Consider the following 20,868-nt stretch of genomic DNA (forward strand, 5'->3'; position numbering starts at 1 on the left):
CATCTCAAGTTCTGACCTGGCCGTCGCCGAGGACGATGAACTTCTGGGTCGTTAGCCCTTCCAGCCCGACCGGCCCGCGCGCATGGAGCTTATCGGTGCTGATGCCAATCTCCGCCCCCAGGCCGTACTCGAAACCGTCGGCGAAACGCGTCGAGGCGTTCACCATGACCGAAGCCGAATCGACCTCGCGCAAGAAGCGGCGGGCGCGGCCGTAGTCCTCCGTGACGATGGCGTCGGTGTGGCCGGAGCCGTGACGGTGGATGTGCTCGATCGCCTCGTCCAGGCCGGCGACCACGCGGACCGCCAGGATCGGCGCCAGGTATTCCGTGTCCCAGTCCGCCTCGGTCGCCGGAATGCAGCCCGGCACGATGCGGCAGGTTTCGGGGCAGCCCCGCAGTTCGACACCCTTGTCCCGGTAAAGCGCGGCCAGCTCCGGCAGGATCGCCGATGCGACGCCCGCGGCGACCAGCAGGGTTTCCATGGCGTTGCAGACCCCGTAGCGCTGGGTCTTGGCGTTGATCGCGATATTGCGGGCTTTGGCAAGGTCCGCACCGTCGTCGATGTAGACGTGGCAGATGCCGTCCAAATGCTTGATGACCGGAATCCGCGATTCGGCAACGATGCGCTCGATCAGCGAACGCCCGCCGCGCGGCACGATGATGTCGACATATTTGTCCGCCCCCAGCAGCGCGCCGACCGCCGCCCGGTCGGTGGTCTCGACGAGTTGGACCGCATCGGCCGGCAGGCCGCCGGCTTCCAGCCCCTGGCGGATGCAGGCCGCGATGGCCTTGTTGGAGTGGATCGCCTCGGAGCCGCCGCGCAGGATGCAGGCGTTGCCGGACTTCAGGCACAGCCCCGCGGCGTCGGCAGTCACGTTGGGGCGGGATTCGTAGATGATGCCGATGACGCCCAGCGGCACCCGCATCCGTCCGACCTGGATGCCGGATGGCCGGTAGGTCAAACCGCTGATTTCGCCGACCGGATCGGGCAGCGCGGCGATCTCCCGGAGGCCCGCGGCCATGGCGGCCACGCGTTTGGCATCGACACCCAGCCGCTCGAGCTGGGCCCGGTCCAGCCCCTTGGCCGCCCCCGCATCGAGGTCCTTGCGGTTCTCCTCGATCAGCCTGCCCGCCGAATTCTCGAGCGCATCGGCGATCGCCAGCAGCGCCCGGTTCTTCGCCGCCGTCTCGGCCCGCCCCAGCACCCGGCCGACTTCACGGGCGCGCCGGGCCAGACCGTCCACATACGCCGCCACGGCCACCGGTTCGGCCGGACGCGGTGCGCTCGCCGCCGTCATTATTCCTTCGGCCCGCTGCGTTCGATCGCCTGGCCCATGCAGGTCATGATGTAGTCGGTCATGCGCAGCGCCGCCTGGTTCGCGGCCTTGACCGATCCGAACAGGTCCTTGTACTCCTCTGCGACTTTCTCGAAATCGCCCGAGCCCCTCACCGAATAGAATTTGGCGTAAGCCGTCAGATACTGCTTGCGCCTCGGGTCCCCCGGAAAGCCGGGCAGATCGTTCGTCAGATCGTTGACCACGCAGTCCGCGATTTCACCCGGATCGAGCTTGTAGTCCTTGAGATCGCTGTCGTCCTGGAGCTTGGCCAGCAATGCTTCGCGCAGATCGCCCTGTTCCTTGGCCGCGCAGGCAGTCAGCAGCGCGAGCAATAGAACCAATGAGAATTTCCCCTTCATGGAATCAACCGTTTGATGATAATAATGCCGAGTCGGCCGGTCGCCGTCATCGGTCTGGATTGTACTCGCAACTCGGATATACGAGGCGTCAAGATAGAAATGATACAGCGAATCCAACCCTTTTGCGGCATGGATCGGCACCGGCGCTCGCCGCCCCCGACGAGCATCCTATAAATGTCCAATGGCTTACACGTCTTGAGGCTATTCTGGGTCAGAGCCACGGCACTGCGGTAAGAACGTATAAGGTGCAGAAGATGACGGATTGCTACGCGCTTTCGCCGATGCAGGGAAACATGCTCTCGGCGACGCTGTTCGATCAGCGGGAAGGTACCTACATCCAGCAATTGGTCTTGCGAACCAGCGAAAATCTCGACGAAGCCGCTTACCGGGAGGCCTGGACCCGCCTGGTCGCCAGGCATGACATCCTGCGGACGGCGTTCGTCTGGCGAAACCTGGAGGCGCCGCTGCAACGGGTCGAGCCCGCGGTGACGATGCCCTGGGCCGACTTCGACTGGCGCGGTCTGGCGCGGGCGGAACAGGAGAGCCGGTTCGACGCTTTCCTCGCCGAGGACAGGCTGCACGGCTTCGACATGGCCGAGGCGCCTCTGCACCGCCTGAGTTTGATTCGCATCGCCGGGGACGAACACTGGGCGGTCTGGACCTACCACCACGCGCTGCTGGATGGACGGGCGCGGCTCATCATCATGGAAGAGCTGTTCCTGATCTACCAGGCACTGCGGGACGACCACGAGCCGGAGCTGCCGCCGGCGACGCCGTACCGCGGCTACATCGACTGGCTGGACTCCGTCGACTTCGCGGCGAGTGAAGACTACTGGCGTGGTCTGCTGGCGGATTCCGAAGAACCCAACCGCGTCCTGAGCGCCCTGCCCGAGCCGCGGCCCTTGTCGCCCGCCCACACCGGCGGACTGGTTCAAGCCTGGGCGCCTCCGGCCCTTTATGAGGCGCTCCAGGAACTCGCGAAGAAGCAGGACGTCACGCTCAACACCCTGGTCCAGGCCGCCTGGGCCCTGCTGATTGCACGCCACAGCGGGCTCGACGATGTGGTGTTCGGCGCCACGCGTTCCTGCCGTAAATCCGTGCCGGCGGGCGAGGCCATCGTCGGGCCGATCATCAACACCACGCCGGTGCGCCTGAAGGCAGACCCCGCCAAGTCCGTCGCCGAATTCATCCGCGAGCTTCGGCGCCAGCACCTGAGCGTGCGCGACCACGAGCACACGCCGACGGCCCGTATCCACGCCTGGAGCGGCCTGCCGGCCGGGATGCCGTTGTTCACCACCATCGTGGTCTTCGAGAACTACCACGTGGTGAAGTCCCGGGGCGGCGACTGGGACAAGCGCCGCTTCGAACTGAAGGAACAGACCGACCACCTCATCCTGGCGGGCTACCTCGCCGACGGCCTGCTGCTCAAGATCGAATTCGACCGCCGCCTGTTCGAGGACGACACCGTCGAGCGCATGCTGCAACAACTGCTGACGATCCTCGAGAGCCTGGCGGCCTGCGCCGACGGCAAACTCGCAGACCTGCGCAGCCTCCCGGACGGCGAACTGCACCGGCTGCTGGTGGAGTGGAACGACACCGGCACCCGCTACCCCGAAGTCACCCTGGGCGAACTCTTCTCCGCGCAGGCGCGCCGCACGCCGGACGCCATCGCGGTCCAAAGCGGAAACCAGCGCCTGAGCTACGGCGAACTGGAACGGCGCTCGAACCGGTTGGCGGCCCTTTTGCTGAGCAAAGGCGCGGGTCCCGGTTCCGTGGTCGCCCTGCTGCTCGACCGCAGTTGCGAACTGGCGGTCGGCCTCCTCGGCGTACTGAAGGCCGGTGGCGCCTACCTGCCGCTGGATCCCGCCTATCCCGAAGACCGGCTCGCCTACATGCTCGAGGACTCGGGCGCGCGGATCGTGCTGACCCGGACCGCCCTGGCCGATGCCCTTCGCCATCCCGGCGTCGAACTGCTGCGGCTGGACACCGGCTGGGAATCCGACCCCGCCGGCTCGGACGAAGCTCCCCCGTGCTGCGCGAAGCCGGACCACCTCGCCTATCTGATGTATACCTCCGGTTCGACGGGCCTGCCGAAGGGCGTGATGGTCCCGCACCGCGGCGTCGTCAACCTGTGTGGGGCGATGCAGCGCCGCTATGGACTCGGCCCGCACGACCGCGTCCTGCAGTACGCCTCCATCAGTTTTGACATCTGCGTGGAGGAGATTTACCCGACCTGGCATGCCGGCGGCACGGTCGTGTTCCGCGACGAGACCCAGGGCCATTCGGTCCACGAGTTCCTGGACTGGGCCGCCCACGAAGGCATCACCGTGTTCAACCTTCCTACCGCGTTCTGGAACGAACTGGTACGGGGACTCGGCACGAGCGGCGCAGGTCTGCCCGACAGCCTGCGATTGACCGTGGTCGGCGGGGAAAAGGCCTCCCGCGCCATGCTGGAGGCCTGGAACCGCCTGCCCGGCGCAGCCCGCGTTGCCTGGCTCAACACCTACGGGCCGACCGAAACGACGGTCACCGCGACCGTCTACCAGCCGCCGCAGTTCTCCCCTGCCGGCCCGCCGGCCACCGATCCGCCGATCGGCCGGCCCATCGACAACGTCCGCCTGTACGTGCTCGACCGCCATCTGCAACCGGCGCCTATCGGGGTGCCGGGCGAGCTGTACATCGGCGGCGCCGGCGTGGCGAAAGGCTATCGGCGGCGTCCCGAACTCACCGCCGCGGCCTTTGTCCCCGATCCGTTCGCCGGCGCCCCCGAGGCCCGGATGTACCGCACAGGCGACCTAGTGCGTTACGGCGCCGACGGCCAGTTGTCTTTCGTGGGGCGCAACGACAACCAGGTCAAGATCAGCGGCTTCCGGGTCGAACCGGGCGCAATCGAAGCGGCGATCGAGCGTTATGACGGCGTGGCCCAGGCCGCGGTGAAGGCCGTCGAAGCGCCGGGCGGGAAATATCTCGCCGCCTACGTCGTTCCGGCGCCGGGCGGCCGGTTCGACGCCAAGGACCTGGAAACCTTCCTGCGGGACACCCTGCCGGAGCACAAAATCCCCCGGGTGTTCCTAGCCTTGGCGGAATTCCCGCTCACACCGGGCGGCAAGCTGGACCGCAAGGCCCTGCCCGATCCTGCAGCGCCCTCCCCCTCAGCCGGCGGCGCCGAAGTTCCCCGCAGCGGCAGCGAGAGGAAACTCGCCGCGATCTTCGAGGAGCTTTTCCCGGCACGCTCGATCGGCCTCCGGGACAACTTCTTCGCCATCGGCGGCGATTCGCTGCGGGCCTTCCAACTGCTCACGCGCATCGAACTCGCCTGCGGCCAACGGCTTTCGTTCGCCGCCCTGGCGAGGGCCGCCACGGTCGAACAACTGGCAGCACTGATCGACGGCGGGGGCGATGCGGAGACTCCGAACACCCACATCGTTCCCTTGAGCCTGGAGGCCGCCCAGGGGCCTGCGCTTTTCCTCGTCCACGGCGTGGGCGGCAGCGTGCACTGGTATCACGCCCTGGCCGAATCGCTGAAAGCCGACTTCAACCTCTACGGCATCCAGTCGCCCGGCATGGACGAAGGCGAGGACGCCCTGATCGGCGCCGACGTCGAAAGTCTGGCCCGCCTCTACATCTCGGAAATCAAGGCCGTCCAGGCGCAGGGGCCGTATTGGATCGGCGGCCACTCCATGGGGGGCATCATCGCCTTCGAGATGGCCCGTCAGTTCCACGCACTGGGAGACGAGGTCGCGCTGGTGGCGAATTTCGACAACTGGAACCGCGCGGCGGACGCCCCCGGTTTCGGCACCAAGCTGCTGCGTCTCGCCGTCCATTTCGTGAAACTCGGCACCGCGGACAAGCTGCGGTTCCTGCGCGATAAGATGCAGTGGGCGAAACAGTGCCTCAGCGCGCGCTTGGCACCCGGCCGGGCCGACGCCCGTCCGCTGGAGGAAATGAAAGCCGCTAACGTCAAGGCCGCCTACCGCTACCTGCCCGGCTTCTATCCCGGCACCCTCACGCTGTTCCGGGCCCGCCAGCAGGCCGCCACCGCCCTGGACGATCCGCTGCTCGGCTGGAACGGACTGGCGGAGGAAATCGACGTCGTGGAAGTACCCGGCAATCATTACACCCTGCTCGGCGAACCGCACGTCCGCACGCTGGCCGACGAACTGAGGCGCCGGGCGCGGCCCCTGGGGAGCAGCGGGCGCTGACCCCGCATCCCCACCTCGCCGGAAATCATGCCGTTCAGCCATTCCTACCCGTTCGATCCGACCTACGGGTTTTCCCTCGACCAGCTGCTCCGGGTGGAACCGCCCGACCCGCCGGAAGACTTCGCCGCCTTCTGGTCGGCGAGGTATGACAATGCGAGAACCGTGGCTCCCCGGCCGGAACTCCGCCGCTGCGGCTGGAGCCATCCGCGCTTTCAGACATTCGACCTCACCTACCGCTCGACCGGCTCGATCGACATCGGCGGCTGGGCGCTGATCCCGGCGCACGGCCGGATCAACCGGGGCTTCGTGGTCGGCCACGGCTACGGTGGCCGCGGCGGTCCCGATCTCGATCTCCCGTTCGACGACGCCGCCGTCCTGTTTCCCTGCTTCCGCGGCCTCTCCCGCAGCCGCTGTTCCGGCATTCCCGACGCTCCGGACCGGCATGTGCTGTGCGGAATCGAGGATCGCGACCGCTACGTCCTCGGCGGCTGCGTGGACGACCTCTGGCTGGCCGTCAGTGCCCTGCTCGAACTGTTTCCCGAGGTCGAAGGCCGCGTGGGCTACCTCGGCATCAGCTTCGGCGGCGGCATCGGCGCCCTGAGCCTGCCGTGGGAGCCGCGCATCCGCAGGGCCCATCTCAACGTGCCGACCTTCGGCCACCAGCCGCTGCGGCTGACGCTGCCGACGGTCGGCAGCGGGGAATCGGTCCGGCGCTATCAAGCCACCCACGGTAACGTGACGGCAACCTTGGCCTATTACGATGCCGCCATCGCCGCGCGCTTCACCGGCATCCCGGTGCACGTCGCCGCCGCCCTGTTCGATCCGGCGGTCGCGCCGCCCGGCCAGTTCGCCGTCTACAACGCGCTCGCCGGGCCGAAAGAGCTGTTTGTGCTGGACGCGGGACATTTCGACTATCCGCGCAAGCCCGAACAGGACCGATCGTTGTCCGCCGCCATTGCGGCATTTTTCGAGCCGCTATGAACCGGGAATATCACCGCTGGTACACCGAACGCCTGGGCCGCAACATGGAACTGCTCGTGATCGGCCATGCCGGCGCAAAAGTGCTGGTCTTCCCGACCCGTGACGGACGCTTCCACGAGTACGAAGACCTCCGGCTGGTGGAAAGCCTGCGGCACAAGATCGAGGCCGGCCACCTGCAGCTGTTCTGCCTGGACAGCATCGACCACGAAGCCCTCTATTGCTTCTGGCGCCATCCGGCCGAGCGCATCCGGCGCCACGTCCAGTTCGAGGAATACATCCTGAACGAAGTGTTCCCGCTGATGGCCGCCAGGAACCCGCATCCCTGCACCATCGCGCACGGCTGCAGCCTGGGCGCGTACCACGCCGTCAACATCGCCTTCCGCCACCCCCACCTGTTCCGCAAGGTGGCCGCCTTCTCCGGCCGCTACGATCTGACGCTTGGCGTGGAACACTTCCGCGACCTGTTCGACGGCTATTACGACGACACCATCTACTACCACACCCCCTCGCATTTTCTCCCCAACCTGGAATGCCCTTGGCGGCTCGAATCGCTGCGGCGCATGGACATCGTGCTCGTGGTGGGCTGCGACGACCCCTTTCTGGGCAACAACCGCGACCTGAGCCGGATTCTGTGGTCCAAGGGCATCCCCCATGCCCTCCATACCTGGGACGGGCGCGCTCACCAGGGTCATGCCTGGCGGAAGATGGCGCCGCTGTACGTCTAAGCAGGGAATGTTTCCAACTGGTGTCTGCCCTGTTCGATTCGGGCATTGAGCAGGCCGGCTGATGTGGCATCTGTTCTCGTAAAGGGACCGCCCCCCGGCCGGTAGCTCAACACGCCGAAGACAGCTCGCGACCCGTTGCCGCCAGTCAATCGGAAGGGTCGAATGGGTGGTTTTCGGTCACTAAGGTATGGGTTATCCAGAATAGCGGACGCCGAATCTGCTGGTGATGCTGGTGGGCAGATGCGGTCTAGCTAGGTATTCCAGATTGGACGCATCACGATACTACGAAGAGGGCATCAACCTATGTCAATGGTCGCTGGCCAGCGGCTATTGAGCGAACCGGCGGCTCCGGTGGGCCGGATTCACCGGATGAAGGATGGGGGCGGAAAGACTCAGTGGTTGTCCGGTGGACGGTTCGGGTATCATTATTTCATAGTAAAGCTCGATTGCATGATGGACCCCTTACCGCTGGAAGTCAGATAGACAGAAGGATAGAGCAGGCAACTCAAAGCATGTTGCCGGGCGGCATGATGAGAATGACCGGAAGCTATACGGAAACAATTTAATCAATTGTTATGCATAGCATCGAAATCACCCTGGATGTATTCAAAAAACCCGATGGCACCTGGAAACAGTGCAAATAGATTCGATGCCCGCCTTGGACTCGGCCTCGCAGTACTGGTCACCAGTAACTTGCTGTTCATTGTTCCTTTCCTCATTCAGGAACATTGGCCGGGATGGCTTAAAGCCGTGGCCGGCTCCATGCTTCTCGCGCCGGATATTGGAACCCTGGCGGCGGTCGCAATCATGGGCAAGGAGAACTTCGAGCGCATAGTGTCCACCGCGAAACGCTGGCTTGCCAGCAACAAGCCCGCTGGTAACGTCGGGCCAGTCCGTCATTTCATCGGGCTGGTCCTATTTCTATCGCCACTGGTCGTAACTTATGTCCAAGGCTATGCCCCTGAATGGCTTCCAGACCGTTCGCCTTGGAGGCTCTACACGAACATTGCCAGCGACCTGGTATTCATTACTAGCCTCTTCGTACTGGGCGGCGATTTTTGGGACAAACTCCGAGCCTTATTCGTACGCGAAGCCCGTGCGGTGTTTCCGGAAACGGCGCAGGTGGAAAGTCAACCGCTATAATAGGCCAGCGCGGGGCCGGCCGGACATCAAACCCCGCCGAATCAGCGCGGCGCCGTTCCGCCGCAAGTGATCCGGCGTTGTCTTAATTCATCGAGGCAAACCCCCAGGCATTGCCGGGGGTAATCTAACTTATTATTATTGCGCCAGCGGCAATAAGTAATTCCCATGACAACTCCCCTTCCCACCCATCGCCCTTCAACCCATCTAGCCTACCAGAAATACCGCCCTGATATCGACGGCTTACGCGCAGTTGCGGTGTTTGCTGTCGTTGGTTTTCACGCCTTTCCCGATTTCCTCAAAGGTGGATTCATCGGTGTTGATATATTTTTTGTCATCTCAGGTTTTCTCATCTCTAATATAATCCTCAGCAGTCTCGAACAGGAGCGGTTCAGCTTTACCGAGTTCTATGGACGTCGTATCCGTCGCATATTTCCTGCATTAAGTACGGTGTTGATGACTTCTTTTGCATTTGGCTGGTTTGTACTGCTGGCCGACGAGTATAAGCAACTCGGAAAGCACGTGGCTGGCTCGGCAGGATTCATTTCCAATTTTATTCTATGGCAGGAGAGCGGCTATTTCGATAACGCAGGGACGACGAAGCCTTTACTTCGCTTATGGAGTCTTGGAGTCGAAGAACAATTCTACCTCGCCTGGCCGTTCCTACTCTGGCTGGCATGGAAATATCGTTTCAACTTCCTGGCAACAACTATTGGGATTATAGTCGTTTCTTTTCTGGTGAACATGACGACATATCGCAGCGATGCCGTAGGAGATTTCTATTCGCCACAAACACGGTTTTGGGAGCTCCTCACGGGCTCCATCCTAGCTTATTCCATTCAGCATAAGGGTTGGCTTTCGGGTAACTCCAGGCAACTTCTAGGCATCTTGGCAGGCAAAGTTAATTCCGTATGGCACGCTGATCAAAATACCATCCAAACCAGGACTCTCCAATCAGTACTGGGCATACTTATCATTGGCACGGGGATATTTGCTATATCCAAAGAAGATAACTTCCCAGGGTTTTTGGCTACGGTGCCGGTCGCCGGTGCCGCATCGATTATCGCGGCCGGGCCTCATGCATGGGTAAACCGCGCCATACTATCAAAGAGGTTGATCGTCTGGTTCGGACTGATCAGCTACCCGCTATATTTATGGCATTGGCCGCTCTTATCGTTCGCGAACCTCGTTGAAGGTGAAACCCCCAGCCACTCCGTTCGCATCGCCGCAGTGTTATGCTCAATAGTACTCGCTTGGGCGACATACCAAGCAATTGAGAAGCCGATTCGCTCTGGGAAACATGGTAAGCCGGCAGCTATTTCCTTGTTTATACTGATGACGCTTATCGGGTCTCTTGGATACGGCGCGTACGAAAAAAACGGGCTGCCTGATAGATTCTTTGCCGAACAACACAATAAGATTTCTGAAGCTATCGATGACTGGGAGTGGCCAAACGGCCTGAAAAAAATTGAAGCCGATGGCTTGACTCTTTATGGAAACTCCACCCAGCCCGCCCAAATGATTATCGTTGGAGATTCGCACGTCATGCAATTCAGTCCCAAAGTAGCGCATGCCAGCGAACAGGGACAGATTCCGCCTGTATTATTCATGGCTGACATAGGCTGTCCCGTAGTTCCTTTTGTTTTTGACGATGCAATACACCAGCATTGCAGGAGTTTCGTAGAGAAATTTCTGGAGCTGCTAAAAAAATCGCCGGATATCAAGAAGATCGTCATTGGCGGGTGCTGGAATTGCTACTTCATCGACCAAACCCGCACAAAAAGGCTTAAAAACGATCCGCAGGATTTCTACTATCAGAAGGACGGTGACAAGGTGTTATTCCGAGGCCAGGACGGCAGGAGGCTGGCTCTGGCGTCCCTTAAGGAGCTGCTCACCGAACTTTCGAGAGGCTACTCTGTTTATTTGCTGCTGGACAACCCAAATGGACACTTCTTTAATCCGCGTAAAATGCTTAAGAACAGGCTCGACATTGGACGGAATTCGGAGGGAAATGTCATGACCCTTCCCCAGGAGCAGATCGACCTGAACAATGAGTTACGCATGATTGCTCTCGAATCGGGGGCTCAGGTTATCGATCAAGTCTCAAGCCTATGCCCGGACTATAGATGTTCACGGCTCGACAAGGATGGCCGCCCCATCTACAAGGATGAAAACCACTTGCGCTCCAGGTTTGTTATCGAAAACAGAAGCCCTATAGATGCCGCTTTATCGCCATAGCTGAAGCTCGGAGTTCGAGTTGAGTATTCTGCCTAACCCTTCTATGCGCCAGGATATACGGAATCTCGAGAAAGAGGACTCCCTATTCTAGGCAAGCGGATTATCCGGGCCGCGCCCACCACAGGGCTGTTCAATGCTGAAAAATTGATGTAAGACACTTAATGCTTAGTATGCACCAACGCCCCAGATCTCGGAAAAAGGTTTGCATTGCTAAAAGACCTCGTCGCATAAACGGTAACCGATACCGGCTTCGGTCAACAAATAGCGGGGCCGGGCTGGATCTGCTTCGATCTTGTGACGGAGTTGTCCCATGTAAATTCGTAAATAATGACTATGTTCTACAAAGGAAGGCCCCCAGACCTTTTCGAGCAATTGTCTGTGAGTAACCACGAGCCCGGCGTTGCGCGCCAGTACGCAGAGCAAGCGGAACTCGATAGGCGTTAGGTGAATTTCCTCCACACCCACGAAAACCCTGCGTTTCGTCAACTCTATTTTCAGCTCGCCGACGTGGAGAAACTCCTGAGAACCACCGGGCATTCTTGCAATGCGTCTAAGCAGGGCTTTAATGCGAGACACGAGTTCGGCCGCATTGAACGGCTTAATCAGGTAATCGTCGGCTCCATTGTCCAGCGCTTGGGTAATATCGTTTTCCTGATTACGGGCAGAGAGAACGATGATGGGCATATCAGACCACTTGCGCAAACGACGGATGACATCCTGACCATCCATGTCTGGTAAGCCCAGATCCAGTATCAACAGGCTTGGCTGTCGATTACGGGCAGCGATCAACCCGTCCCGGCCATTAGCAGTAGCAAATACCGAATAGTCTTGGGCTTCCAAAGTGGTGTTCAACAACTGTCGAAACTGTGGGTCGTCTTCGACGACTAATAGCAAGGGGGCGGGTTGTATCATCGTCAGCCTCTCTCTTCCGGCGTAATGGTGGGAGCATGTTCCGGAATGGGAAGACGCAGCTTAAACACCGCGCCGCCCCCATCGCGGTTACTCATCTCGATCATGCCGCCGTGGGCCTCCACGATAGAGCGGCAGATGGATAAACCCAAGCCAACCCCGCTCTGTGCAGTTTCTGCGTGCACGCGAAAAAACTTATTGAAAATTTTTTGCTGCATGCTGTCAGGAACTCCAGCACCCCGATCTACGATGGATATGAATAAGCCGAGGGGCGTTGTTTGCAACTCTATGTCGATGGGCAAGCCTGCAGGGGAATATTTGTCGGCGTTGTCCAACAGATTGACCAAGACCTGCTGCAGCAGGACGGCATCGACATAGATCAGCGCCTGACCATCTTTCATATTCAAATTGATTGACCGACCTTTAAGTCGTTTGTCGAGTCGGCGTAATGCGCTGCCGATGATTTCCTCGGGGGCGTACCATTGTCGATTGAGGACGACTTCACCGGCCTCCAGTCTCGCCATTGCCAGTATTTTGGTGGTCAGGTCCGACATACGCTGGGCTTCCTCACTGATGGCGGCCACCAATTTTTTCCTGTGGGCATCGTCCAAACGCTCCCCATCCGCTTCTAGCGTCGTGGCCGCCGTGACGATTGTGGCAAGGGGCGTTCTCAAATCGTGGGAGATACTGCTGAGCAAGGAGTTCCGCAGGGTTTCCGCCTCTATCTTCAAGGTTGCATCTTGGGCTTGCTCAGCCAGACGAGCCCTTTCGAGGGTATGAACGATCTGGTTAAGAAACGTGTCCAGGAGTTGGCGTTGTTCCGGTGCCGAAATCTGCGGCAAATCGACAGCTTCCAGTGCGAGAACGCCAAGAGGTCCCGTCGATCCGTTGAGGGGCACGTATAACGCAGTGACATTAGCGACCGGATCAGTCCCATAGCCGGTTATCTGGCCTTTCTGAAATGCCGATTGAGCCCTGTCCAAATCGGCTCCCTGCAGAGAGATCTCCAATGGAGGTTCGCCGGGATAACCGATGAGCCCATTGTGGTCAGGAAACAGCAATGTGTTTCGACTGCCGAACTCAGAATAGACATGACGTACGCCGATTTCTACTATTTCGCTTTCGAGCTGCGCCTCCGCCAATTCCTTACTCAGTCGGTAAAGAGCCGATGCTCGATGTTCGCGCTGTTCTGCCTCCCGTTTCTGGAAACGGATTGTTTGAGCCAGCTTGCTGGTGACAGCGCCGACCAATATTGTCACTGCGAGTCCTGCCAAATTTTCCCGATCGGCGATCGCAAAGGAAAAGATGGGAGGTGCGAAGAAAAAAGCAAAGGACGCGGCGTTGATCAAGGACGCCAATATGGACGGCCAGAAGCCGAAGCGAATAGCGACGAAAAATACCCCCAGCAAATCGAACATCAGGATGTTACTTGAGGTGAGCCACTGACGGAACAGCCAATCGAGGAGAGTCAATATCAAGGGAACGACGACCCCCCAAAACCAAGGCCAATAGCCGTACCTAGCTCTACTAACACCGGTACAATTACCGTTTGATTTACTGTCCTGGCTCATCATTATCGAAGCGCTGAACACCTAATATTGGGCCTGTAACGGATGATGTCGTTCCCTTTTTTCATCCAATTCATTGGGATGCAACAAAGGCCTTGCTCAACTTTTCTCTGACACTGTCGGAGCCATCATAGAGGCAAGACTGCATCAATTTCCAGTTGCGTTGGCACCCGATTTTCAAAGCGGGAAAAGCCCAAAAATTTGAAAAGCGGCTTAACCGTCAGATCATAATAACCACTAGAACGTTCATAGACCAGGTGGGCAATGTCCAGCATTACTGCAATCTCCGCCTATACAGGCAGCCAATCGGCTGTCTCTTGCTGATTGATATGAGAGATCTCCGAATCAGCCCGGTAATTGGATAGCATAGCGTCGATCTCAGTGAGGGAGGCTGTCACCTGCTGCTTGATCTCTTCTAGGGAGGCTTGACCATCGTCGAGCACGAGCTTGATATGGTAGGTGGTGTCTTGTGCTTCGCCAGAAATTTCGGCTTCGGTGGGCGACTGACTACAGCCCGACAGCGCCAAGATCATCAACAACGGAGCAGTCATCCAAAACCTGTTCATGTGCGGCGATCTCAGGTGTGAACGCATAGTCAAAACATGCCGCCGTTAACGGAAAACAGCGCCAGAATACTGGCAAAAAACCCTAACAAAATGGCTGGCAACCAGCGAAAATGAAACGAGAAGGTATAACCTTCGCCTTCTCCCAGGCTTCCCTTCATTAATCCCAACACATGCAACCCGGGGGCCGAGCCTATCGCCAGTAGACTGCCACCGACGCCCAGTGTGAGAGTGAGTAATAACCATTGCCCAATGGGGAATGGCGGGCGCATATTGAGAACCGCGAACATCAACGTGCCATTGTCAATGGAGGAAGAAGCCAAACCAATAATGATGTTGGCAATTGTGGCACTAATTTCCGTGAACAGAAAATGCGCCATCGCATCTAGATACCCTAAGAAATTGAGGGCACCGACTATCATCATCGCGCCATAAAAGAACAGCAAGGTATCCCAATCCACGCCGGCAATGCACTTGAAAACATCAAATCCTTTTTGTGAATCCAAATAGATTTGCCTTTCATTAGCCTCATAGTCGGTCAGGAAATGGTGCAATTTCTCTGACTTGGTTAAGTAATAGGCGAAGAATTGCAGTATGGCTAAACCAAACATCATGCCTGCTATCGCCGGCATGTCGAGAAAGACATTGGATAGGATAGTGATACTAAAAGTCAGGACGAATATTAAAATAATTCGCTTGCTGCCGCGCTTCAGCATGGGCGTTTCTTTCGGGAAGCTCGGTTTACCCTTCGTCACAGAGAAATGCATGATGGCGGCCGGTACCAGGAAATTGACGATGCAGGGGATCGTCAGGTCGAAGAAATCCGTGAAGTGCAGCATGTTCTGCTGCCAGACGAAGAAGGTGGAAATGCCCCCCAAAGGGCTCATGGTACCGCCCGCGTTAGCTGCAATCACCGCATTCAGGCCTGCAAGACCGACAAACCGGTGCTGACCTTTTCCTATCTCTAAGACGATGTAGCCCATCAGCAGGCCGACCGTCAGACTGCTGATTACTGTAGACAGCACAAAGGCCAAAATGCCGGTAATCCAAAATAACTGCCGATAACTGTATTGCCGATTCGCCAGACCGATGCGCAATGCGTCGAAGATTCCGCGTTCTGTCATGGAGTTCAAGAACGTCATCGACACGGTAATAAACAAAAATAGCTCCGCATAGGCCATCAAATTGGATTGAAAGGCGGGAGTAACATTTTTTGCGGTTCCCGTTTCTACGGAGTAATACACAAATATGATAAACCACATGAGCGCCGATCCCAGCACCATTGGCTTTGCCTTGCTCATTTGATGCAAGTCCTCCGTCATAGCAATGGCATAGGCGAGTACCGTTATTACAATCGCGGCATACCCGACGAAATGATGCTTCAAGTCTATCTGCATTGCCGCCGTTGCTTCTTGTGCGAAACCCAAGCCAGGCATAAGCAAGCCAAAGATAAATATCAGTAGATTACAATAATAAAATCGTTGCGTTGATGTTTTCATTTAGACTCACTGGTATTCTTGGATTTGGCGGTCGCAGCTTTTTTGGAGAAACGCGTTCGACAACGAATTTGTCGAGGAATGTCTCTTTGAAAGCCCTCCACCTTGCGTTGAAAGCGCGTGAGCTAAGCTAAGGCATCTCGGCTAAATTTTTCGTAAAGAAATGTGCTCAGGATAGAAACAGTGCTTTGTCTTTATGCGGTATTTCCAGGCAGACAAAGAACTCGCTCCGTCCATACTGAAACGGGGAGACTCATGAAGATAGAGGACGTTCGTGAACGGCCGATATTGATCAGGGCGAATGGCCGTTGAGGCCGAGGAGGAGTCATTCCCTGCAGCGTCCTGCGGAAATCGCTTCCTGACCGAAAGAAGCCGAAAAATACATGAGCCTCCGGAGGAGGGACACTTCCATCCCGACGTCCATCAACTCAGATGCGATCCTGTGGCGAATGGTAAGCAATCCTTCTGCCCTTAACTTGCCTCCCTCGCGTTTCGATAAACCTTTCCGCGCCGCCGAGGCAATGCAAATCCTGCCTTCGGCAACCAAGCCCTCAAACAAGGCGTGGTCAGAACGGTGCTGACGATGGCCATCAGCACCAGCATGGTGAAGACGTTGCGGGAGATCACGCCGAGGTCGTAGCCCACGTTGAGTACGATCAGCTCCATGAGGCCGCGGGTGTTCATCAAAATCCCGAGTATCGCCGATTCGCTGCGGCTGAGGCCGGACAGGCGGGCGGCGAAGTAAGCGCCGCCGAGCTTGCCGAGGGTGGCCAGCAGGATGATGAGAGCGCACCAGCCCCACAATTGCAGGGTGTCCAGTCCGCCGATCTCGGTGCGCAGGCCGGTGAAGGTGAAGAAGATGGGCAAAAAGAACACCGTCACAAAGTGCCCTACCTTCTCCTTCCAGGCAGCCCGGAGTGCGGGTTCGTCGTGCAGCACGACGCCCATCATGAAGCCGCCGAAGATCGCGAAGATCCCCAGCTTGTAAGTGCACATGCCGGCGAGGAATATCCCGGCCAGCAGCACGCCGAGCAGGTTGCCCGACAACCCGGCTTCGGACTTCTGGAAGCGCCGCACCAGCCACTTCATCGCCGGCCGCACTACGAACCAGCTCAGCACGATGAACGCGGCGACCAGTCCCACTTTGAGCGCGAATTCGGCATGGGAGTATTCGGCGACCGTCAGGGTGGTCACCAGCGCCAGCAGCAACCAGCCGACCACGTCGTTGATCGCCGCAACGCTGATGGCGATGACGCCGAGTTTGTGATCGGTCATGCCGAATTCGATCATGATCCGGCCCAGGATCGGCAGGGCCGTGATCGAGAAGGCGGTGGCAATGAACAGCGACGAGGCGAGGCGGTCGGCCTCGGGGGAAAGCAGCGGTGCGGTCTGATAGCCGAACCCCAGACCGAGCACGAACGGCAACACCAGGCCGACCAAGGCGACGTTGCGGACCGCGCGGCGGTTGCGCTGCTCCTTCAGATGCGAGAAATCGAACTCCAGGCCGATCTGGAACATCAGCAGGATCAGGCCGAGCTGCGAGAGTATGGTGAGCGGCTCGGGCGGTGCGGAGCGGAACACGAATTTGAAGATGTCGGGCGAGAGCAGCCCGAACAGGGAGGGACCCAAAACGATGCCGCCGATGATCTCGCCGACCACAGGCGACTGGCCGGCGCGCGAGGCCAGGGCGCCACCGATCCGCCCGATCAGCACGATGACGGCGAGTTGCAGCAGGGTGAAAAACAGCAGGGTTTCGGCCGCGTGGACCGATACGGTAGTTGCGGGGGACGTGCTCATCGTCGTCTTCGGAATGGGGTGATTGCGGATTAAACCAGAAATGAGCAGGCTCGACCGGCTTATCATCAGGCCCGTAAATACACCCCGGATATTTCGGGCGCCATCAAGCCGGTACCTGCCCGGCCTGGGCTCATGCGGCTAGTCGCCGCATCCCGGCAGGAACGACTGCCGTCATGCCGGATCGGATTCCGGCATCCCGATCCCAGGGAGAGGAAGCTGGCCGGACCCGTACGCGCCGAAATCGCCAACGGCAGCCGGCCGCAACAGGGCCGCTTAAATGATCCCACCGTTGATGGAAATGATCTGCCCAGTGATATAGGCGGCCCGTTCGGAGACCAGAAACGCCACCAGATCGGCCACCTCTTCCGGCCGGCCGGCCCGCTTCATGGGCACCAGCCGTTCGACGGCAGCCCGGTCGAACGCGCCTTCCGCCATGCCGGTTTCGATGATGCCCGGCGCCACGGCGTTGACGGTCACGCCCCGGCTGGCCAGTTCCAGCGCCAGCGACTTAGTCGCAGAGTGCAACGCGCCCTTGGCGGCGGAATAGTTGACCTGGCCGCGGTTGCCGGTCAGCGCCGCCACCGAGGAGATGTTGACGATCCGGCCCCAGCGCTCGCGGATCATCGGCATGACCAGTGGCTGGGTGAGGTTGAAGAAGCCGTTCAGCGAGACGTCGATGACCCGGTGCCATTGTTCGGCCCGCATGGCGGGAAAGACGGCGTCGTCGTGGATGCCGGCATTGTTCACCAGCACCTGGATGGGCCGTTCGGCGCACATCGTCTCGATGGCCGTGGCGGCCGCCGCCGCGTCGCAAACATCGAAACCGATCGCCTCCGCACTGCCGCTGCCGGCACGGATGGCATCCACGACCTGCTCCGCGGACTCCCGATTGCCGTGGTAATGCACCCAGACGTGCAAGCCATCGAGCGCTAACCTCCGGCAGATCGCCGCGCCGATACCACCGCTGCCGCCACTGACCAGGGCCTGCCTCATGGTTTCGCTCCTCCTTTACCCGCTTCCGCGTCCAGCCGCACCGCCAGCCGCCCGGTCAGCAGCTCACGGCCATCCGACGCCAGCAGACGGAATTGATAGAGCGCATCGTTGCCCTCGCCGGTGAGGCGTTCCGCCTCGACCACGAGATCGCCGCCCAGCGTGTCCAGCCGGCGTACTTTGAATTCGACATTGCGCACGCTGACCAGGAAGCCGCTGCGCGGCGCTTCTTCGTGTCCGTCCGCGCGCAATGCGCCATGCACGGCGGTAGCCTGGGCCGCATATTCGATCCCGCAGACCGCCGACAACCGGCCATCCGAGCGGAGCGGGTTGTCCGGGCGGAGGTGGCTGGTGGCCAGGCAGCGCAGCCGGTCGGTATCCCAGGCCAGCACGCGGTCCAGCAGACACATCGCACCGGCGTGCGGGATTCGCTGCGCGATCCAGTCGCGGTCTAGCGGCATGGCACAAGCTCCAGTTCCAGCCGCAGCGGATCGAGATAATCGATGACGAGACGGCACGGTTCCGAAAGCACTAAAGCCCGCAGCAAGGGCAGCCCGCGCCCGGCGGGAATGCTGCGCCGCATGGCTTCCAGACCGGCTTCCGGCAGTTCGCTGCAACGCCCCTCGCCCAGATTCAGCGTCAGCCGCGCCAGGCTCCGGGCCGTGGGCTCGGGCGCCAGCGCCAGCGCCAGCGCCAAACCCATGGCCCCGCCGATTTCCCGAACCCGGTTGAGGGGGTAGGGATACGGCACGTCGTAAGCGATGAGCAGACACGGCTGGCGGTCGTGGACGAGCTGCACCATCGATTCGAGGAGCCCCGCACCGAAGCTGGCGTCGAACGCGCACAGGCTGGTCGAGGTCGCCGTGGCGCCGAGGGCGATGCCCCAGTAGCCGGAAGGGGCGTTGTGTACCGAGTTGTGAAACCGCGTGGGGGAAATCTGCCGGTCGTCGGAAGCCAAGGCCTCGCAGATATTGTGGCAGTTATCTCCATCCCCGCCGGAGGAGGCGAATACCGTCGAGAGCGACCTGGGATCGCGGCTGGAAGCCTCCAGCGCCTGCAACCCTGCGGCCAGGGCGAGCTTGATCGGCGTCCCGGCGCGCCGCCGCTCCGCCGCCGGCAGACAGGCCGGCGGCGGCACCGGGGTCAGCGCCGAGGGATCGGCCCGGCCCGTCTCGATCAGCCTCCGGAATTCTTCAGGGCTGGCGAAACCGGGGCCGATTGCGCCCACGCCCTCGATATGGCACTGAAGTAGGGTCATGGCCGTCCGAACACCAGCGAACAGTTGGAGCCGCCGAATCCGAACGAATTCGACAGCACAGCCTCCAGACGCGCATGGCGGCAGAAACGGACATAGTCCAGCCCAAATCCCCGCTCCAATATCCCCGTATTCACTCCCGCGGGCATGAACCCGTGCCGCACCGCCAAGAGGCTGATGACAGCCTCGACGGCCCCAGCCGCCCCCAGGGTGTGGCCGGTCGAGCCCTTGGTGGAACTGCACGCCACCGCATTGCCGAAGACCGCCTGCACGGCCAAGGCCTCCGCCGCGTCGTTGGCGCGGGTGCCGGTGCCGTGCAGATTGACGTAGCCGATCTGCGCCGGCGACAGGCCGGCCGATGCCAATGCCGCGCCGATCGCCGCTTTTGCGCCCAGCCCTTCCGGATGCGGTGCCGACATATGATAAGCATCGCTGCTCTCACCGATGCCGAGCAGATACAGGGCCTCGGGTCCGGCGTCGTCCGGCGTCCGTTGCAGCAGGGCGAAAGCCGCCGCCTCCCCGATCGAGATGCCGTCGCGGCGGGCGTCGAAAGGCCGGCAGGGCCGGGGCGAAAGCAGTTCCAGCGAATTGAACCCGTACAGCGTGGTCAGGCACAGCGAGTCGACGCCGCCGACCACGGCCGCGTCGATCAGCCCCGCATGAATCATGCGGGCGGCATTGCCGAAGACCTTGGCGCTGGACGAGCAGGCGGAAGACACCACCACCGCCGGACCCTCAATGCCGAAATAGTCGCGCACGAAAGCGCCGGCCGAAAAACAGTTGTGGGTCCCGCCGTAGTCGAAATCCGCCGGTAATGCGCCGCTGTCCGGATCGCGCCGGCGGTAGGCCAGCTCCGTCTCCAGCATGCCGGAGGTGCTGGTACCGATGAACACGCCGACGCGGCGCGTCCCGAACCGCCCAACCGCCTCCCGCACCGCGTCCGCGAAACCGTCCTGTTTCAGGCCGAGCAGGGCCAGACGGTTGTTGCGGCAATCGAACGCGGACAAACCGGGAGGAATGACGACCTGGTCGACTCCCGCCGCTTCGCCGACGAAGGTATTCAGGGCGACGGTTTCGAAGCGGCAGGGTATCAGCCCGCATTCACCGTTCGTCAGAGCGTGAAATGTGGACTCCTGTCCGCATCCCAGGGAACTGGTGACGGTGAATGCTGAAATAAGAATTGGAACCACGACAACCAATTAGGGAATAACTGCAAAATTCATGTGCCTGGACGAACGGGGCGAAACCGGGATGAAACACCCGTCATACCAACTCATCTCAAACCGCTTCGAATGAACATCGGCATATT

15 protein-coding genes and 1 pseudogene are annotated in these 20,868 nt (G+C 60.1%); 5 read left to right on the forward strand and 11 right to left on the reverse strand.

Going from position 1 to position 20,868, the window contains the following annotated elements; translation table 11 throughout:
- Positions 1–4 precede the first annotated feature (4 nt).
- Both OOT43_RS04960 and OOT43_RS04965 read right to left on the reverse strand, forming a co-directional pair.
- Positions 5–1,297, reverse strand: coding sequence for a glutamate-5-semialdehyde dehydrogenase (locus OOT43_RS04960; RefSeq protein ID WP_266023655.1), 1,293 nt, complete (start codon positions 1,295–1,297; stop codon positions 5–7).
- The gene (locus OOT43_RS04965; protein WP_266023656.1) at positions 1,297–1,677 is read right to left on the reverse strand and encodes a hypothetical protein; all 381 of its coding nucleotides are present in this window, start codon (positions 1,675–1,677) and stop codon (positions 1,297–1,299) included. The genes OOT43_RS04960 and OOT43_RS04965 overlap by 1 nt, the downstream gene beginning before the upstream one ends.
- 272 nt (positions 1,678–1,949) lie before the next feature.
- On the opposite strand from OOT43_RS04965, the gene OOT43_RS04970 reads away from it, so the two are divergent.
- From OOT43_RS04970 to OOT43_RS04990, 5 genes are all read left to right on the forward strand, one after another.
- Positions 1,950–5,897 carry a non-ribosomal peptide synthetase gene (locus OOT43_RS04970; RefSeq protein ID WP_266023658.1) on the forward strand — a complete coding sequence of 1,316 codons (3,948 nt, stop codon included), beginning with the start codon at positions 1,950–1,952 and terminating at the stop codon, positions 5,895–5,897.
- 27 nt (positions 5,898–5,924) lie between these two features.
- Positions 5,925–6,878, forward strand: a complete 954-nt coding sequence (locus OOT43_RS04975) for an acetylxylan esterase (RefSeq protein WP_266023659.1) — start codon at positions 5,925–5,927, stop codon at positions 6,876–6,878.
- On the forward strand, positions 6,875–7,603 hold the full coding sequence (locus OOT43_RS04980; RefSeq protein ID WP_266023660.1) for an esterase family protein: 729 nt from the start codon (positions 6,875–6,877) through the stop codon (positions 7,601–7,603). Before OOT43_RS04975 ends, OOT43_RS04980 begins: the two co-directional genes overlap by 4 nt.
- A gap of 600 nt (positions 7,604–8,203) precedes the next feature.
- Positions 8,204–8,746: a hypothetical protein gene (locus OOT43_RS04985; RefSeq protein ID WP_266023661.1), complete on the forward strand. Its 543-nt coding sequence runs from the start codon at positions 8,204–8,206 to the stop codon at positions 8,744–8,746.
- 165 nt (positions 8,747–8,911) lie between these two features.
- On the forward strand, positions 8,912–10,981 hold the full coding sequence (locus OOT43_RS04990; RefSeq protein WP_266023663.1) for an acyltransferase family protein: 2,070 nt from the start codon (positions 8,912–8,914) through the stop codon (positions 10,979–10,981).
- A gap of 210 nt (positions 10,982–11,191) precedes the next feature.
- Here the strand turns inward: OOT43_RS04990 and OOT43_RS04995 are convergent, their stop codons facing one another.
- The 9 genes and pseudogenes from OOT43_RS04995 to OOT43_RS05035 form a co-directional block, all read right to left on the reverse strand.
- Positions 11,192–11,893, reverse strand: coding sequence for a response regulator (locus OOT43_RS04995; RefSeq protein ID WP_266023664.1), 702 nt, complete (start codon positions 11,891–11,893; stop codon positions 11,192–11,194).
- A gap of 2 nt (positions 11,894–11,895) precedes the next feature.
- Positions 11,896–13,464 (reverse strand): DUF4118 domain-containing protein, encoded by a 1,569-nt coding sequence (locus tag OOT43_RS05000; RefSeq protein ID WP_317134050.1) that lies wholly within the window; start codon positions 13,462–13,464, stop codon positions 11,896–11,898.
- A 122-nt stretch (positions 13,465–13,586) separates the two neighbouring features.
- A pseudogene (locus OOT43_RS05005) lies at positions 13,587–14,051 on the reverse strand (FAD:protein FMN transferase).
- Between the two features lie 2 nt (positions 14,052–14,053).
- On the reverse strand, positions 14,054–15,520 hold the full coding sequence (gene nhaD / locus OOT43_RS05010) for a sodium:proton antiporter NhaD (RefSeq protein WP_266023666.1): 1,467 nt from the start codon (positions 15,518–15,520) through the stop codon (positions 14,054–14,056).
- Between the two features lie 468 nt (positions 15,521–15,988).
- Positions 15,989–17,314, reverse strand: a complete 1,326-nt coding sequence (locus tag OOT43_RS05015) for a cation:proton antiporter (RefSeq protein WP_266023667.1) — start codon at positions 17,312–17,314, stop codon at positions 15,989–15,991.
- Between the two features lie 273 nt (positions 17,315–17,587).
- A complete protein-coding gene (gene fabG, locus OOT43_RS05020; protein WP_266023669.1) occupies positions 17,588–18,307 on the reverse strand; it encodes a 3-oxoacyl-ACP reductase FabG in 720 nt (239 codons plus the stop codon).
- The gene (locus OOT43_RS05025) at positions 18,304–18,765 is read right to left on the reverse strand and encodes a hotdog family protein (protein WP_266023670.1); all 462 of its coding nucleotides are present in this window, start codon (positions 18,763–18,765) and stop codon (positions 18,304–18,306) included. The genes fabG and OOT43_RS05025 overlap by 4 nt, the downstream gene beginning before the upstream one ends.
- A complete protein-coding gene (locus OOT43_RS05030; RefSeq protein ID WP_266023671.1) occupies positions 18,756–19,562 on the reverse strand; it encodes a beta-ketoacyl synthase chain length factor in 807 nt (268 codons plus the stop codon). Before OOT43_RS05030 ends, OOT43_RS05025 begins: the two co-directional genes overlap by 10 nt.
- Positions 19,559–20,749 carry a beta-ketoacyl-[acyl-carrier-protein] synthase family protein gene (locus OOT43_RS05035; protein ID WP_266023672.1) on the reverse strand — a complete coding sequence of 397 codons (1,191 nt, stop codon included), beginning with the start codon at positions 20,747–20,749 and terminating at the stop codon, positions 19,559–19,561. Before OOT43_RS05035 ends, OOT43_RS05030 begins: the two co-directional genes overlap by 4 nt.
- Positions 20,750–20,868 lie beyond the last annotated feature (119 nt).

It is taken from the genome of Methylococcus mesophilus, assembly GCF_026247885.1.
GTDB lineage: Bacteria > Pseudomonadota > Gammaproteobacteria > Methylococcales > Methylococcaceae > Methylococcus > Methylococcus mesophilus.